Annotated in this window: 17 protein-coding genes and 1 tRNA gene; 11 read left to right on the forward strand and 7 right to left on the reverse strand. The window is 55.2% G+C overall.

The features are described 5' to 3' along the window. Positions 1-31 precede the first annotated feature (31 nt). From BK662_RS29425 to BK662_RS29450, 6 genes are all read left to right on the forward strand, one after another. Positions 32-250: a cysteine-rich CWC family protein gene (locus BK662_RS29425; RefSeq protein ID WP_032836298.1), complete on the forward strand. Its 219-nt coding sequence runs from the start codon at positions 32-34 to the stop codon at positions 248-250. Between the two features lie 45 nt (positions 251-295). Further along, a complete protein-coding gene (locus BK662_RS29430; protein WP_123360450.1) occupies positions 296-988 on the forward strand; it encodes a pseudouridine synthase in 693 nt (230 codons plus the stop codon). A 315-nt stretch (positions 989-1,303) separates the two neighbouring features. Further along, complete coding sequence (locus tag BK662_RS29435) at positions 1,304-2,188, forward strand: alpha/beta fold hydrolase (RefSeq protein ID WP_123360451.1); 885 nt, start codon at positions 1,304-1,306, stop codon at positions 2,186-2,188. A 179-nt stretch (positions 2,189-2,367) separates the two neighbouring features. After that, positions 2,368-2,441 (forward strand) — tRNA-Gly (locus BK662_RS29440). Positions 2,442-2,772: 331 nt separating this feature from the next. Beyond that, positions 2,773-4,338: a Fic family protein gene (locus tag BK662_RS29445; protein ID WP_123360453.1), complete on the forward strand. Its 1,566-nt coding sequence runs from the start codon at positions 2,773-2,775 to the stop codon at positions 4,336-4,338. 344 nt (positions 4,339-4,682) lie between these two features. Continuing rightward, entirely contained in the window at positions 4,683-5,243 is a 561-nt protein-coding gene (locus tag BK662_RS29450; RefSeq protein ID WP_123360454.1) for a magnesium transporter, read from the forward strand. 30 nt (positions 5,244-5,273) lie between these two features. Here BK662_RS29450 and BK662_RS29455 read toward each other — a convergent pair whose 3' ends face one another. Genes BK662_RS29455 through BK662_RS29475 form a run of 5 tightly spaced genes read right to left on the reverse strand, consistent with a single transcriptional unit; the run spans position 5,274 to position 10,303 of the window. Continuing rightward, positions 5,274-5,591 carry a cytochrome C oxidase subunit IV family protein gene (locus BK662_RS29455; RefSeq protein ID WP_123360456.1) on the reverse strand — a complete coding sequence of 106 codons (318 nt, stop codon included), beginning with the start codon at positions 5,589-5,591 and terminating at the stop codon, positions 5,274-5,276. Between the two features lie 13 nt (positions 5,592-5,604). Then, positions 5,605-6,318 (reverse strand): heme-copper oxidase subunit III family protein, encoded by a 714-nt coding sequence (locus BK662_RS29460; protein ID WP_123360457.1) that lies wholly within the window; start codon positions 6,316-6,318, stop codon positions 5,605-5,607. Between the two features lie 6 nt (positions 6,319-6,324). Beyond that, positions 6,325-7,014, reverse strand: coding sequence for a cytochrome c oxidase subunit 3 (locus BK662_RS29465; protein ID WP_123360458.1), 690 nt, complete (start codon positions 7,012-7,014; stop codon positions 6,325-6,327). Then, entirely contained in the window at positions 7,011-8,786 is a 1,776-nt protein-coding gene (gene ctaD, locus BK662_RS29470) for a cytochrome c oxidase subunit I (protein ID WP_123360733.1), read from the reverse strand. The genes BK662_RS29465 and ctaD overlap by 4 nt, the downstream gene beginning before the upstream one ends. A 50-nt stretch (positions 8,787-8,836) precedes the next feature. Then, on the reverse strand, positions 8,837-10,303 hold the full coding sequence (locus tag BK662_RS29475; RefSeq protein ID WP_123360460.1) for a cytochrome c oxidase subunit II: 1,467 nt from the start codon (positions 10,301-10,303) through the stop codon (positions 8,837-8,839). 369 nt (positions 10,304-10,672) lie between these two features. Between BK662_RS29475 and BK662_RS34985 the strand changes: the two genes are divergently transcribed. The 3 genes from BK662_RS34985 (at position 10,673) to BK662_RS29490 (ending at position 11,961) form a co-directional block, all read left to right on the forward strand. Next, positions 10,673-11,008 carry a hypothetical protein gene (locus tag BK662_RS34985; protein WP_185047197.1) on the forward strand — a complete coding sequence of 112 codons (336 nt, stop codon included), beginning with the start codon at positions 10,673-10,675 and terminating at the stop codon, positions 11,006-11,008. Between the two features lie 330 nt (positions 11,009-11,338). Next, the gene (locus tag BK662_RS29485) at positions 11,339-11,518 is read left to right on the forward strand and encodes a type II toxin-antitoxin system HicA family toxin (protein WP_123360461.1); all 180 of its coding nucleotides are present in this window, start codon (positions 11,339-11,341) and stop codon (positions 11,516-11,518) included. A gap of 35 nt (positions 11,519-11,553) precedes the next feature. Beyond that, on the forward strand, positions 11,554-11,961 hold the full coding sequence (locus BK662_RS29490) for a type II toxin-antitoxin system HicB family antitoxin (RefSeq protein WP_008074516.1): 408 nt from the start codon (positions 11,554-11,556) through the stop codon (positions 11,959-11,961). Positions 11,962-12,017: 56 nt separating this feature from the next. Here BK662_RS29490 and tam read toward each other — a convergent pair whose 3' ends face one another. Both tam and BK662_RS29500 read right to left on the reverse strand, forming a co-directional pair. After that, positions 12,018-12,788: a trans-aconitate 2-methyltransferase gene (tam, locus tag BK662_RS29495; protein ID WP_123360462.1), complete on the reverse strand. Its 771-nt coding sequence runs from the start codon at positions 12,786-12,788 to the stop codon at positions 12,018-12,020. A 71-nt stretch (positions 12,789-12,859) separates the two neighbouring features. Further along, positions 12,860-13,189: a YXWGXW repeat-containing protein gene (locus tag BK662_RS29500; protein ID WP_123360463.1), complete on the reverse strand. Its 330-nt coding sequence runs from the start codon at positions 13,187-13,189 to the stop codon at positions 12,860-12,862. A 447-nt stretch (positions 13,190-13,636) separates the two neighbouring features. On the opposite strand from BK662_RS29500, the gene BK662_RS29505 reads away from it, so the two are divergent. After that, complete coding sequence (locus tag BK662_RS29505; RefSeq protein WP_038979303.1) at positions 13,637-14,140, forward strand: inclusion body family protein; 504 nt, start codon at positions 13,637-13,639, stop codon at positions 14,138-14,140. A 123-nt stretch (positions 14,141-14,263) separates the two neighbouring features. Continuing rightward, entirely contained in the window at positions 14,264-14,803 is a 540-nt protein-coding gene (locus tag BK662_RS29510; protein WP_123360464.1) for an AidA/PixA family protein, read from the forward strand. The last annotated feature ends 17 nt before the right edge of the window (positions 14,804-14,820 follow it).

Genomic DNA, 14,820 nt, shown 5'->3' on the forward strand with positions numbered 1-14,820 from the left:
CAAGCAAACCGGCCGTAATCGAATGCCCTTCATGAATAAACCTGACCTCTGCCCGGCTTGCGGCGCCTCCAACGACTGCAGCCTGGCTGACCCGCGAACCGTCGATCGTGCCTGCTGGTGCTACGGCGTCAGCATCGATCCGGCGGTGCTCCAGGCGTTGCCCGCCGAACTGCGCGACAAGTCCTGCCTGTGCCCGGCCTGCGCCCAGGTCGAGATGCAGTTGCAAGCAGCCGCTGAGCCGATCACGTAAGATGCGCGGTGCTCTCCCACCGAATCCTCCCACCGAACCCTAGCCATGCGCGTTGACCGCTTCCTCAGTAACCTGCCCCGCTTCAACCGTAAGCAGGTACGCCTGTTGCTGGTGGAAAAGCGCGTCAGGGTCAACGGAGAAGTCGTCAGCGACCCCCACGCCGAGGTGCTCGAGTTCAGCCGCGTGGAAGTCGACGACGAGGTGCTGCAAGTTGGCAAGCCGGCCCGCTACTTCATGCTGCACAAACCACCCGGCTGCGTCAGTGCCACCCGCGACCCGCAACACCCGACGGTGCTCGACCTGATCGATGAACCGGACAAGGATGACCTGCACATCGCCGGTCGCCTGGACTTCAACACCACCGGCCTGATGCTGATCACCAACGATGGCAGCTGGTCGCGACGCCTGACCCAACCGCAGACCAAACTGCCCAAGATCTACCACGTCGAGACGGAACAGGACATCACTGCCGAATACGCGATCACCTTCGCCAAAGGGCTGTATTTCGCCTTCGAAGACCTCACCACACAACCTGCCGAACTGGTCGTACTCGGGCCAAAATCTGCGCGCCTGAGCATCGTCGAGGGCCGCTATCATCAGGTCAAACGGATGTTCGGCCACTTCGACAACAAGGTGTTGCGCCTGCACCGCGAATGCATGGGACCGCTGGTGCTCGACGACACGTTGAAGCCTGGCGAATACCGGCCGTTGAGCAGCGATGAGATCCGAATGATCTAAGCAGGCGACCGCTCAGCAGAAGCCGCTGAAAATTTTACGAAAGATACTTGCGCGATGACGTGACCCCTGCTTGAATCAGGACGTCGGCGCGAAATGTGACCGACGAGTCACCAAAACTACTCTAAGAAACTTTTTGCCGGCAGAGAACCCTCAGGTTCCGCCTTCCCCCGGCAAACTGCCCGCTTATAACAATACCCGTCGACCGGCCTTCAATGGATCGACATGGGCCTTCAAAAATTCCAGGCGTATGCCTACCTGTCACAAAGCTCGTGCAATCTGATTTGCGCGCATACCCGCTTGCCAGGAGTCTTTGACATGAGGCCAGAAATCGCTGTGCTGGATATACAAGGGCAGTATCGGGTTTACACGGAGTTCTATCGCGCAGACGCCGCAGAAAAGACCATCATTCTGGTCAACGGCTCGATGTCCACGACTGCGTCGTTTGCACAGACCGTGAAAAACCTTTACCCAGAGTTCAATGTGGTGTGCTACGACCAGCCCTACGCGGGCAAGTCCAAGGCCCACAATCTGCATGAGAAAATGCTCACCAAGGAAATCGAAGGGCAGATCCTCCTTGAGCTGATCGAGCACTTCGCCGCCGAGCACGTGCTGTCGTTTTCCTTTGGTGGCGCCGCCACTCTCGTCGCCCTCGCCCAACGGCCACGGCGCATCGAAAAGGCCGTGATCAGCTCGTTCTCGCCGGTGGTCAACGAGCACATGCTCGACTACCTTGAGCGCGGTGTCGATTATCTCGGCAGCCGTGACGGGAACCGGGTCGGTGACTTGGTGAACAGCACCATCGGCAAACACCTGCCCTCGCTGTTCAAGCGCTTCAACTACCGTCACGTCAGTTCGTTGGCCGAACATGAATACGGGCAGATGCATTTTCACATCAGCGACGTGCTCAACAGCGACCGTCAGTGCTACCTGAACGCGGCGAAGAAAATCAACGTGCCGGTGCTGTTCATGAACGGCGAATGGGACGAGTACACCGCCGCCGACGATGCCAGGCTGTTCGCCGGCCACGTGCAGCACAGCACCTTCAGCACCCTTCAGGCCACCGGCCACTTTCTCGACATGGAGCATAAAGCTGCCTGCCGAGACAGCCGCAACGCACTGCTGGGTTTCCTGAAACCGGCGCAACACGAAAGCCGGCCGCGTTACCACTACGTTCAGGACCACCATGCATTGGCAATTTGAAACAGAGTCATCGCGAGCAAGCCCCGCCCTGCAGCCTTAAACGTTCCTGTGAGAGCGTGGCTTGCCCGCGAAAGACCGCAATACGGTCTCTGCTTTCGTTTCACCCGTGCTAAAGCCATCGCGTGCAAAGAAAAACTTCATTTTCACACGCACATCTGGTACAAAGTCAGCCGCTCTGAGCGGGTGTCGTATAATGGCATTACTCCAGCTTCCCAAGCTGATAACGAGGGTTCGATTCCCTTCACCCGCTCCAATCGAATTTTTGTCTCACGTCAGTTTTTTTGGCGGGGGATGCAGGAACAAAAAAAAACCGGCCTCGATGGCCGGTTTTTTTGTGTCTGGGGTTTGGTGGAATCGGGCTCTGAAACATCCCCCAATTTTCGTCCATTATCCGCTGATCGATGAGTAAGTGCTCTCGGGCGTTAACGACTACCCTGAATTCTGTTAGCGTTTTTTTCTAAAAGCACGGGTTTATTATCAAATTTCATCAGGCGTTAATGTTTTCACATCTATGAAAATTAACGTTTTCGCATATGATTGATCTTCTGTTAGCGTTTTTCTTGCCCCAGTAAAGGATTTCGTCAATGCAAGTCGGTTTCAAGACCCTCGCGAACCGTTACGACATCGCACTGGCACAACCTCTACGAGTCGACTCGATGATCGGCACTGTACGTGTCAGTCGCGAAAGTGCCGGAAATGTGGAGAACCGGTATCCGGCAAGCTATCGGCCCGCAGACGATTTCGCAGGACACTTCGAATTCGGCCTCAAGTACGAAGAGATCCATCTCGAGTTCTTCGCCCGCCTGTTTGCGGCCATTGGTCCGCAGCCTGTCGAAGACTGGTGCCGACGGGAGCCATTCGGCCAGTACGCCCGTCGCACGGGGTTCCTCTACGAATGGCTGACAGGGGAACGTCTGGATGTGCCAGACGTGACGAATGGCGGCTATGTTGATGTACTTTCGCCACAAGATTACCTGACTCGTCGCGAAGCACTGCGAACGCGGCGCTGGCGAATCAATAACAATCTGCCGGGGACGGCTGAGTTCTGCCCCTTGGTTCGTCGTACGGCGCCAGTGCAGGACGCTCTGCAATTCGATCTGCGCGAGGCACTGGATGAATTGGACCAGGCCTTTGGCCCCGACATCCTGATGCGTACCGCCAGTTGGCTGACATTCAAGGAATCGCGCGCGAGCTTTCTCATCGAAAAGGAAGCCGACCAGGCCGATCGCATCCAGCGGTTTGCCCATGTCATTGCCCAGTACTGCGGACATATCGAAGATCCGTTGAGCGACGACAGCCTGCACTCCCTGCAAGCCGGCATTCTAGGGCGTGACGCCATTGGACTGGGCTTGCGGCGCTCCCCTGTGTTTGTGGGGCAGGCCACGATGCGCGAGGACATCGTGCATTACATTGCCCCCCATTTCGCGGATCTTGCGCAGCTATTGGCAGGACTCAACGAGTTTGAGGTCGCAACGCGTGGTGCGGAGTCAGTGGCACGTGCCGCTGTGTTGGCATTTGGCTTCGTGTATATCCATCCCATGCGCGATGGCAATGGCCGGATTCATCGCTTCCTTATCAACGACACCCTGATTCGGGATAAAGCAGTGGCCGACGGCGTAATACTGCCGGTGTCAGCCACAATCACGAGTTCGATCGACTTCAGGGCCGGCTACGACCGTACGCTAGAAGTGTTCTCGCGACCGTTCATGCGACGTTACGCAGCGGCCTATCGGTTCGGCGAACTCGTGACCTACGAGGACGGGACTCGCAGCAACTTCATCTTCGATGAATACGAGGACGCGTGTTTTGCCTGGCGGTATCCCGATCTGACCGAACACGTCCTGTACACCGCACGCGTCGTCGAACACACGATTCGAAAGGAAATGGCGGATGAAGCCAGAGTACTGGTGATCTTTCAGCGAGCTCAGGAGCAGCTGAAAGAGGTACTGGAAATGCCAGACCTGGATGCGAACCGCATCATCCGTTCCATCAAGGAGAACAGCTGGGCGGTGTCCGGTAAGCTAAAGAAAGGGTACCCGCAGCTTGAAGATGAGCGCATGGCGGGACGCGTCGTGGAGGCCGTGCGTTCTGCGTTTGAGGATCGAGAGATGGGTGCAGGCGAAGAAGGATCTTTCGGCGAATCTGGATAAGGCGCTGGGGTGGATTAGAAAAAACCGGCTTGATAGCCGGTTTTTTGTGTCTGGGGGTTTAGGGGCTTGCAACGACTGTTTTGAATATCCGCCCCCTGCTTCCGCCCTCGTTGAGCGAATTTACCAATGGCACTTCGACACAGAATTCGTCGGGCTACGCCAGGCCCTGCTGCCACCTCTCAGATCTTGACGTTGCCCGCCCCGCATGCTAGCGAATGCTATACTTCCTACGAATTGCATCAAGTGTGCAACGTTCCCCACGGGTACAGATACCGACTGCAAATCTCAGTTAACGGCTGCAAGACAAAGGAGGTCTACAGCCAATACGAGATGGGAGGTGTGGCATGAATCGGCACTATTACATCAGTGACAATCTCGATGATCTCGAGTCCGTTGAAAATGAACTGGAAGCCAACGGCATCAATACCGAACAAATTCATGTGCTCAGTGAACAAGTTGCTGATGTTGAAGAACATCACCTCCACGAGGTTAACTCGTTGATGAAACAGGATGTTGTTCACTCTGGCGAGATTGGTGCGTTGGTCGGCGTGCCACTCGCGGCGCTGATCCTTGGCGGCGCCTATTGGATGGGCTGGACCGAATCCGCCGCAGGCTGGGTGCCTTTTATCTTCCTGGCCATTGTTATATTTGGCTTCTGCATCTGGGAAGGCGGTTTTTTTGGTATTCAGGTGCCGAACGCTCACTTCCGCAATTTTAAACAGATGGTAGAAGAGGGAAAACATATCTTCTTCGTGGATGTTGAACCGAATCAGGAACCGGTATTGGATCGAGTCATTGAACATCATCCAAAGCTGACGGTCGCCGGCACAGGAACCGCTGCCCCCCACTGGACAGTGGCCTGGCAGCACAAATGGCATCAGTTCAAGCGAGTGATATCGGGTTAGCCCTGGAGACTCAAGGCCACCGGACGCCGCTTATTGGCCGAAGGAAATGACCCGGCTGAGGAAAACATAGTCTGCCTCGGTGGCCATCAGTCCGACGAGCACCAGTAAACACAAAGGTGGCAACAATATGGCGTAGACCATGGCCAACCGTTCCCAGGCCATGTGCATGAAGATGGAGACAATCAAACCTGCCTTCAACAACATGAAAGTGATAATCAGGGACCACCGAAGGTAGCCATGGAAGTGGAAATAGTCGACAAGGTACGACATCGTGCTGAGGACGAATAACAGCCCCCAGATTTTAAGGTACAAACTGATTGGATGTTGCTGACCCTGAGCATGTGCCATCACCCGTGCTCCTCTACCATAAATAGAAGAAAGCAAAAATAAACACCCACACCAAATCCACGAAGTGCCAGTAAAGCCCGGCTATCTCGACGTTCTGATAGTTTCCGGAGCGCTCATAATCTCCCCGAAAAACTTTCATCGCCACAATGCTGAGGTAGATGGCGCCAATTGATACATGCAGTCCGTGGAAACCGGTAATCATGAAAAAGCTGGCACCAAATTGCGCCGCTCCCATGGGATTCCCCCAGGGACGCACTCCTTCTGCGATGAGCTTGCTCCATTCAAATGCCTGCATGCTGACGAAGGTCACCCCCAAGGCAGCGGTCGCCAGCATCAGGGCAGTGGTTTTCGCGCGATCACGGCGATAGGCGAAATTAACGGCCATGGCCATGGTGCCGCTGCTACTGATCAGCACAAAGGTCATGATCGCGATCAGAATAAGCGGGATTTCTCTACCGCCGATCGTCAATGCGAACACTTCACTGGGGTTCGGCCAGGCGGTGGTGATGGTCATGCGTACCGACATGTAGCCGGTTAAAAAACAGGTGAATATAAACGTATCGCTGAGCAGGAATATCCACATCATCGCCTTGCCCCAAGGGACCTGCTTGAAGACCTCTCTATCCGAGGACCAGTCGCTGGCGATGCCCTGCCATCCCGGAGCAGGCGGTGAGTCTGGTGGATTGGATGAACTGGATTCGCCTGGGGCAAATGGGTGCGATGCCATGGCTTTTCACCTCAGGCCGCAGAATCTGGCGATGACTTCATAGGTTTGCGGCGTGCTGGCCAGCAAAGCGAATAGCACGAACCAAAGACCCAGTAAGTAGTGCCAATAGGTGGTACAGAGCTCTACGCTGACGCTGAGTTGCGCCAACGGCACGCGACGCAGGAATTTAGCGCCGATTATGCTCCAGGCTATCAGCCCGCCCAGCAGGTGGAGCCCATGCAAGCCGGTCAACAGGTAGAAGAAACTGTTGGCCGGATTGCTGGCGACAAAGTAGCCCCAGGCGACAAACTGCTGCCAGACCCAGAGTTGCCCCACCAGAAAGGCAATGGCAAATACGCCCCCCAACGCAAAACCAATGACCGTAGCGTCCAGTCGAGCCTGCCGGGCGGCCATACGCGAGCACTGCAATGCAATGCAACTCAATACCAGAAAAGCCGAATTCAGCCATAGCTGCCAGAGATTGGCTAACGGCGCCAAGGGGTCTGTCAGGGGGAGCCAGTCGGCCATTTGTGAACGGGCGATAAAGGCGATCAGGAAAAGAAAGAATAACGAGCTCACCACGCCCAGAAACAAGCGCAGGCCCGTTCTTGCGATTTGGCTTCTATCAGCCTCGGTGGCCTGAATCCCCCCAGGGTCGCGACTCCAACTGCCGCCGGGGTCAGCGCCGTCGGCGTTTCTCAATAGCAGCCTTTTCATGTTTTAACGTCCGCTATCTTGGTTCCGGCACTCAGTTGCCGCATCTGCTCCAGCTCCTCGGCGGAGACCGTTTGCGGAACGAAATCCTGTTCTATCCCCGGCACACTGTAGTCATAGGCCCAGCGATGCACGACCGGCAGCTTCGCTCCCCAGTTACCGTGTATCGGCGGGGTGTTCGGCGTTTGCCATTCCAGACTGGCCGCCCCCCAGGGATTACTGCCTGCGGGCTTGCCCTTGAATGCACTCCAGGCCAGGTTGAACAGGAACAGCAGTTGGGAAACGCCGACGATCAATGCGACCACCGTAATGAAGGCATTCAACTCTTGCGCTGACTGCGGAATGAACGCGTAGTTTTCATAGGCGTAGTAACGACGTGGCATGCCCTGGAAACCCAGATAGTGCATGGGGAAGAAGATGGCGTAGGTACCCAGAAAGGTAATCCAGAAATGCAACTTGCCCAGGGTGTCGTTCAACATGCGCCCGGTGACTTTCGGGAACCAATGATAAATGCCGCCGAACACCACCAATACCGGTGCAACCCCCATGACCATATGAAAATGGGCGACGACGAAATAGGTGTCCGAGAGCGGGATATCCACGATCACATTGCCGAGAAACAACCCGGTCAGACCGCCGACCAGGAAAGTGACGATAAAGGCCAGGGCAAACAGCATCGGCACGGTCAGATGGATATCGCCCCGCCATAGGGTCAGCACCCAGTTGTAGACTTTCAGTGCGGTCGGCACCGCGATGATCAAGGTGGTAGTGGCGAAGAAAAAGCCAAAGTACGGGTTCATTCCGCTGACATACATATGGTGCGCCCAGACCACAAAGCTGAGTACGCCAATCGCAATAATGGCCCACACCATCATTCGATAGCCGAAGATATTTTTACGCGCATGCGTGCTGATCAAGTCGGAGACCAGGCCAAACGCAGGGAGAGCAACGATGTAGACCTCCGGGTGGCCGAAGAACCAGAACAGGTGCTGGAATAATATTGGGCTGCCACCCTGGTGATCGATCTGCTGCCCCAGCGAGATCATCGCCGGCATAAAGAAGCTGGTGCCCAACAGCTTGTCAAACAGCATCATGACCGCACTGACGAACAACGCCGGGAAGGCCAGCAAGGCCATAATCGAGGCAGTGAAAATTCCCCATACGGAGAGCGGCATGCGAAACAAAGTCATGCCATGCGTGCGCGCCTGCAACACCGTGGTGACGTAGTTCAATCCACCCATGGTGGCTGCGACAATAAAAATCGCCAGTGAAACGAGCATCAGGACGATGCCCCACTCGACCCCCGGTGTCCCCTGAGAAATGGACTGTGGCGGATAGAGCGTCCAGCCCGAACCAGTGGGGCCGCCAGGGACAAAGAAACTGGAGAGCAACACCACTACCGCTAGCAGGTAGAACCAGTAACTCAGCATGTTGACATAGGGGAAGACCATGTCGCGGGCGCCCACCATCAGCGGGATCAGATAGTTACCGAAGCCACCCAGAAACAAGGCCGTCAGCAAGTAAATGACCATGATCATGCCGTGCATGGTCATCGCCTGATAGTAAGCACTGGCGTCCATGAACGCCAAAGTGCCGGGGAAGCCAATCTGTATACGCATCAAGCCGGACAACACCACGGCGATAACGCCCACGAATAAAGCCGTCAAGGAATATTGAATGGCGATGACCTTGTGGTCCTGACTCCAGATATATTTGGTCAGGAAGCTTTTGGGTTCGTGTAGCGCTTCTGTTTCGGCTTGCTCCGCATAGGCCATCACGTCATCCTCCTGTTCGAAGTTTCGGTGCATTCCTGGCTGCTTTACGGCTACTTCCCTGGCTCCGCCTTGCTCGCATCAGCGTCGGCATTCGCTTTGGATTTGATAAAAGCGATCAGCGCGTTCAACTCCTGATCACTGGGGGTAAAGGCTGGCATGACGGCTGCATAGCCTTTGACGATTTTGGCGCCGGGATTAAGAATCGAGTCCTTTATATAGCCCTCGTCGGCATTGATACTCGTACCGTCGGCAAGGGTTACGGTCTCGCCATAGAGGCCCTGCCAGCTGGGGCCGACACCCTTGCTGCCATCAACACTGTGGCAGGCCAGACAGCCGAGCGACTCGGCCAGCCGCTGCCCCTGCGTCGCCAAGTCGTCACCTCTGTCCAATTTTTCGCTGGCAGAAGGTTCTTGCTCCGCGGCACCCAGTGATTTGATCAGGGCGACGACAGCACCCAATTCATCTTCAGTGAGAGTATAGGCCACCATGACCGGCGGGTAGCCCTGTACCAGTCGGGCCTTCGGATCGAGGATCGACTCTTTCAGGTAGGCCTCATCGACCAGCGCACTGGTGCCATCGGCAAACTGTTCAGTGCGGCCGTACAGCCCCTTCCATCCCGGGCCGAGACTGGTACTGCCATCCTGGCTATGGCAGGCACCGCAGCCATATTTTTCGACCAACAAGCGACCTTTTTCCAGCACGCTGTTCTGACTGGGTTTGGCAGCTGTCGTTAATGTCTGCGCAAAAGTCGGTTGGCTGTTCAGCCATTGATCGAAGGCGCCCTGCTCTTCCACGATCATCTGGCCGCGCATGTTGTAATGACCTACGCCACAATATTCAGCGCAAAGGATTTCATATTTCCCGGTTTTAGTCGGTGTAAACCAAAAGTACGACACCATCCCCGGCACCATGTCCATCTTGCTGCGAATTTGCGGGATATAGAAATTGTGCAGCACATCTTTAGAGCGCAGTAAAACTTTCACGGGCTGATCGAGCGGAAGGCGAACTTCATTGTTTTTTATCAGCACATCGTCCTGCCCAACAGGATCCTTGGGATCAAGGCCGAGGGGATTGGTGGAATCAACAAACTTGATATCCGACTTACCCAGCTTCCCGTCCTGGCCGGGAAAACGAAAGGCCCACTGCCACTGCTGGGCGACCACTTCAAGTTCATAAGCATTTTTCGGCACCCGGATGAAATCACTGTAAACCACCAGACCTGGCGCCAACATCGCGGCAATACCTACCGATGTCACGATAATCAACCATGTTTCGAGTTTTTTATTTTCTGGCTGATAGTGCGCCCTGGCACCCTCCTTGTGACGATAACGCATCACGGCTACCGCCATAAATACCGTGATGGCGATGAAAAATATTCCGCTAATGATCAGGGTGATGAACAGGGTGGTGTCTATGGACCCCCAGTTGGAAGCTGCCGGTGTCGCATGCCAAGGCGCTAGTATGTGGAACAACACTGATGCAATAACGATTAGTATCAAGATAATTGCTATTGCCATTTTCTGCTCATCCTATTCCTGTTGTTCACTGGTTATGCAACAGCATCGCCACTGACGTCCAAGCAGGGCAGACAAGTACCATCCATTCCGACGGTAAAGTCAGCACAAAGTATAGTGCAGGGACGGGAACAAGCGCTTTTTCTGAAAAATCTGCTGGCCAGATATTCCAATTCGAACATTAAGTTAACCGTTTAAAACTATTCGCTACATATAACTATGGATATCAGCAATACGTCTCTCGGGACTAAATGGGCGTGGCGAATTGACGTGGGTACAGCAAGCAAGGCCGGGTTGCCAGCTATACTCAATCCGGATGATGAGAAGAGACAAGAGCTACAGAGTCCAGCAGTCCACGACGGAGATTTCGTCATGAGTAACCTGACGATCGAAGGCTGGTGCAAACCCAGCGGCGCCCCAAAGTCCACCCCGGTGGGTGAGATCAGCTTTGATGTCGATGGCCCCCTCCATCTGCGTCTGGAGCAAGCTGAAGAACGCCTACAGAAGACCCATGAGCCTGAAGCCATGGTTGATGTCGACATGAGCTCAATGAATTTGATCCTGCCAGAGGGATACGACCCCTTGTCCGACTGCCAAATGCGCGTCTACTTGCAGCACGGGCGCGGTCAGTTCCATTTGGTCGGGCATCGAGCGAGCGACGGAAGCTTGGTCTATACCAACGCGGTTTTGATTGATCAGCTGCTTTAGAAGCTCGGCATTGGTTTTTCTTCTGGTTCGATTCCCTTTGCCCGCGCCAGTCTCACGTCATGATGGTTTTGACGGGAAATGCAGAAAACAAAAAAACCGGTCCGAAAGTGGCCGGTTTTTTATGCATGAAATTGGATCTCCCTCGCTCCCCAGCGCCTCGGTAAACCCTGCAATACAGAAAGCCGGCCTTCCCCAAGCCATCGCCAAATGCCCTCCTAGACTCTTTTCATGCCGCTAACACATCGGTGCCCAGGATGCATTGGTGGTTATAGTGTTGATTATTGGATTTCAGTAGGTATAGTAACCACAAGCACAGCACAGGGAGGTGATGTGAATAGCCGGTTTTTGATAAGCCAAATCGTTGCAGACGGCTGGTACTTGGTACGAATCAAGGGCAGCCATCACCATTTCAAGCATCCGACCAAGCCGGGACTGGTAACGGTTCCTCATACGAAAAAGGATCTGCTCAAAAAAACGGCCATCAGTATTTTGCAACAGGCGCTGCTCTGACGAGCCGATGGCAGCGCCTTCGGAGGATGACGAACATGCTTTACCCAATTGCAATTTCCATGGGCGATGACGAACACGCCTGGGGGGTGGAAGTACCGGATATTCCAGGTTGTTTCTCCGCCGGGGAGGATCTGGATGACGCCATGGCCATGGCTCGCGAAGCCATCGAAGGCCATTTCGAGATATTGGCCGAAGACGGATCACCGATTCCGCCCGCCAACAAAGTGACCCTGCATGCGGCCAATCCGCAGTACGCAGGGTGTACGTGGGCCGTGGTGGACATCGATGTCACCAAATACCTGGGCAAAGCCCAGAAACTAAACATCACCTTGCCGGGCTACCTGCTCAACCGCATCGACGAATACGTACTGCATCATCCGGAAGAGAAAAGTCGCTCCGGGTTTCTGGCCTCGGCGGCGCTCAAGGTTTTGCAGCAGGGCTGATGGTTCGAAGGTTGGTAAACCAAAGGGGCAAACGACCAGGCGCGCCCCTTTGTAGGTCAGCGCGTCGCCACCATGAACAACCGCGGAAACGGCAACAGCACTGAACCATCGCTCAGTGCCGGATAGGCCTGCTCAATCGCCGCCTGATACTGCTTGAGATACTGCACCCGCTCCGCTTCATTCAGCGGCTCAAGAAAAGGTCGCAAACCGCTGCCCTTGAACCACTCGACCACGCCCGATGCGCCATCCGCGAGCGGATGATAGTAAGTGGTGCGCCATACATCGACGCGGGTGCAGTGGGCACGCAGCATCGAGTAGTAACCAGCCGCATCCTCCATTTCCGTTCGCAACCCAGCGGCCCTTGCCAGTTTGTCAGCCCAAGGGCCGTTCGCTGCGACCTCGCGCATCAACCGGTGCGACGGTTCGTTGAGGTTGTCGGGCATCTGAATCGCCAGGCTACCACCGGGGGCAAGCCTGGCCACCAATGACGGCAGCAACCGGGCGTGATCGGGCAACCACTGCAACACCGCGTTGGCGAAAATCACGTCGAACGGGCCGGTCTCGTTCCAGGTATCAATGTCAGCAATGTCGAAACGCAGGTGAGGCAAGCGCTTGCGAGCGGCCTCGATCATATCGGGTGAACTGTCCACCCCTCGCACCGCAGCATTGGGAAAGCGCTGCACCAGCAACTCGGTGGAATTACCCGGGCCGCAGCCGATGTCGATTGCCGATCGGACGTCCACTGCGGGGATAGCGGCCAGCAAGTCACGCGCCGGGCGCGTGCGTTCATCTTCAAAAGCTACGTATTGTTTGGCGGACCAACTCATATCACTCTCCTGTCGGTGCAGGGTTGTAGCCAGAGGCAGACAACCGGTTCGCTGACGATACATCGTCCGCGTCAGTTAACCCACGCCCCCACCCGCCAATGCCAGCCATCGTTACGTTGCTCCCAGTGCGGATGCACATAACGATACCCCGGCCGTTCCGGGACCCAATGGCCATGAACCGCGACATAACGCCCACCTTCCCAACGCCAGTACCCCCTGGACCAGACATAACCCGGCCGTCCCGCAGGCTCTACCTCAACAACGCGTTCCGGTGGCGGCTGCGGTGCGATGACCTCAACATATTCACGCTGCACCGGACGCCGGTCATGAACAACCCGTTCCTGCACACAACCCGCAGCGGCCACCACCACCGCCAGCAACACCATGTAACGTAACAACATGCCGCCTCCTCAGGCTTGAAAGCCAAATCGAGTGAATCAGCAAAAAAACAGCCCCCCTTTTCTAACCATGCTCCTGCCTGGTTCATTACTCTTTTAACAGGCCTTGTCTGTCTATTGCCTGAACCCGGATCACTTGACGATTGAAAAACACAGGGGATCTGAATGAGCCTTTTCTTATCGCAAAATCATTGAAAGTCATAACCAAAAGGACCGTTCGTCGACCGAATAGCAAAGCGATTTTGACAGTATAAAAATGACATCTATAGTCCTACTCGCGGCCTGTTGGAAGGAACCCGACCCGTCATTTCAAGGCAAGGAGCAAGGCCAGCTCGTACCCCGTGATCGAGTGGGTTCCCCAGTAGTGTGTTCGCAACGGCCGCAAGGCAAACAAGCGTTGTCGTACCTGGTAGGTAGCCAGGTAATCACTATGTTCAAAGGAGCTTTACTATGTCTCGAGTCACGGATGTACTTGTTTCCATCGACACTGAAACCATTCTGAAAAACTACCCGAACATCAGCAAAAATCCTGCTGCGCCGACGATGATCGACGTCAATCATGTGTACATGGTGACCAATCAGAACAACGTGGTGAGTGGCCAGGCCGGTGGCGAGCTCAACCTGAAAGCCCAGGTAGGCGATTTGATTCGCTGGCGTGAAGCCAGCCTGTCGCTGGGCTTCGAGCAAGCAGTGATTTTCTACAAATTCGTCGGTAACGCAGGCAACGAGTTGATCTCTACGCCCACGCCACGCAAGGCTACCGCCTCCTTTGCAGTCCCGAACACCAGCAATCCGTCGGTGCCCAGTTGCCAGAAGGTCGATAACCATTACTGGTCTTCGGAAACCCTTGCCTGCGGCAGCGTGACCTATCACTTCCAGTTTCTGATCGTGAATCGCGACTGCCAGATCATCGGCTGCTGCACATGGGATCCGTTCATTACCATCCATAACTGATGATGGCTGGGCCCCTTGGCAACGAGGGGCCTACCGAGCTCGTTGCCGCCTCGGCTGGAACAGGATGTCTCGCTTGAACCGAAGCGGTTACCGTTTTGCGTCAACATCATGAAAGGATCCATGATGACTTCCGAACCGATTAGCTCCCCTTCGGCGGGTGCCGTGATAGCCAGTAGCGTGCTTCTGATTGTCGATGCCGAATCACTGCTTTCACGCTATCCGCAACCCAGTCTTGAATCGCAGAATCCGACTGTGATTGAAGATGGTTTCATCTTCCCCGTGACTAGTAGCACGACGACACAAAGTGCTGAAAATGACAGTAAAATAACGCTGACAGCCAGCAACGGAAAAGTCTTCCATATTCGCGGCAGGACCGTCAGCCTGCTGACCGAACATACGGTGGTATTTCACAACCTGACGGTGGACGATGCCGGGGTCCTTTCCCCGCCCAAACTGATCGTTCATAGCGACCAGACAGTCCCCGCGCCCGACCCCACCAATCCGACCCAGCCTGGCAGCCACAGCGCCGATGATCATTATTGGGAGTGTTCGCAACTGAGCACCGGCGTGACAGCCTGCGAACTGAGCTTCATGCTGATCAACCAGCGCTGTGAAGCGTTGGGGTACTTCAGCTGGAAGACTGAGGTGACGCTGTCGGCGTGAATAGATATGTAAAAAGA

The organism is Pseudomonas frederiksbergensis (genome assembly GCF_003732275.1).
GTDB lineage: Bacteria > Pseudomonadota > Gammaproteobacteria > Pseudomonadales > Pseudomonadaceae > Aquipseudomonas > Aquipseudomonas frederiksbergensis_H.

What these genes read in the sequence shown, in the direction of transcription:
- BK662_RS29425 (WP_032836298.1), top strand. Translation starts at nt 32, where the DNA reads ATGAATAAACCTGACCTCTGCCCGGCTTGCGGCGCCTCCAACGACTGC.
- BK662_RS29430 (WP_123360450.1), top strand. Translation starts at nt 296, where the DNA reads ATGCGCGTTGACCGCTTCCTCAGTAACCTGCCCCGCTTCAACCGTAAG.
- BK662_RS29435 (WP_123360451.1), top strand. Translation starts at nt 1,304, where the DNA reads ATGAGGCCAGAAATCGCTGTGCTGGATATACAAGGGCAGTATCGGGTT.
- BK662_RS29445 (WP_123360453.1), top strand. Translation starts at nt 2,773, where the DNA reads ATGCAAGTCGGTTTCAAGACCCTCGCGAACCGTTACGACATCGCACTG.
- BK662_RS29450 (WP_123360454.1), top strand. Translation starts at nt 4,683, where the DNA reads ATGAATCGGCACTATTACATCAGTGACAATCTCGATGATCTCGAGTCC.
- BK662_RS29455 (WP_123360456.1), bottom strand. Translation starts at nt 5,591, where the DNA reads ATGGCACATGCTCAGGGTCAGCAACATCCAATCAGTTTGTACCTTAAA.
- BK662_RS29460 (WP_123360457.1), bottom strand. Translation starts at nt 6,318, where the DNA reads ATGGCATCGCACCCATTTGCCCCAGGCGAATCCAGTTCATCCAATCCA.
- BK662_RS29465 (WP_123360458.1), bottom strand. Translation starts at nt 7,014, where the DNA reads ATGAAAAGGCTGCTATTGAGAAACGCCGACGGCGCTGACCCCGGCGGC.
- ctaD (WP_123360733.1), bottom strand. Translation starts at nt 8,786, where the DNA reads ATGGCCTATGCGGAGCAAGCCGAAACAGAAGCGCTACACGAACCCAAA.
- BK662_RS29475 (WP_123360460.1), bottom strand. Translation starts at nt 10,303, where the DNA reads ATGGCAATAGCAATTATCTTGATACTAATCGTTATTGCATCAGTGTTG.
- BK662_RS34985 (WP_185047197.1), top strand. Translation starts at nt 10,673, where the DNA reads ATGAGTAACCTGACGATCGAAGGCTGGTGCAAACCCAGCGGCGCCCCA.
- BK662_RS29490 (WP_008074516.1), top strand. Translation starts at nt 11,554, where the DNA reads ATGCTTTACCCAATTGCAATTTCCATGGGCGATGACGAACACGCCTGG.
- tam (WP_123360462.1), bottom strand. Translation starts at nt 12,788, where the DNA reads ATGAGTTGGTCCGCCAAACAATACGTAGCTTTTGAAGATGAACGCACG.
- BK662_RS29500 (WP_123360463.1), bottom strand. Translation starts at nt 13,189, where the DNA reads ATGTTGTTACGTTACATGGTGTTGCTGGCGGTGGTGGTGGCCGCTGCG.
- BK662_RS29505 (WP_038979303.1), top strand. Translation starts at nt 13,637, where the DNA reads ATGTCTCGAGTCACGGATGTACTTGTTTCCATCGACACTGAAACCATT.
- BK662_RS29510 (WP_123360464.1), top strand. Translation starts at nt 14,264, where the DNA reads ATGACTTCCGAACCGATTAGCTCCCCTTCGGCGGGTGCCGTGATAGCC.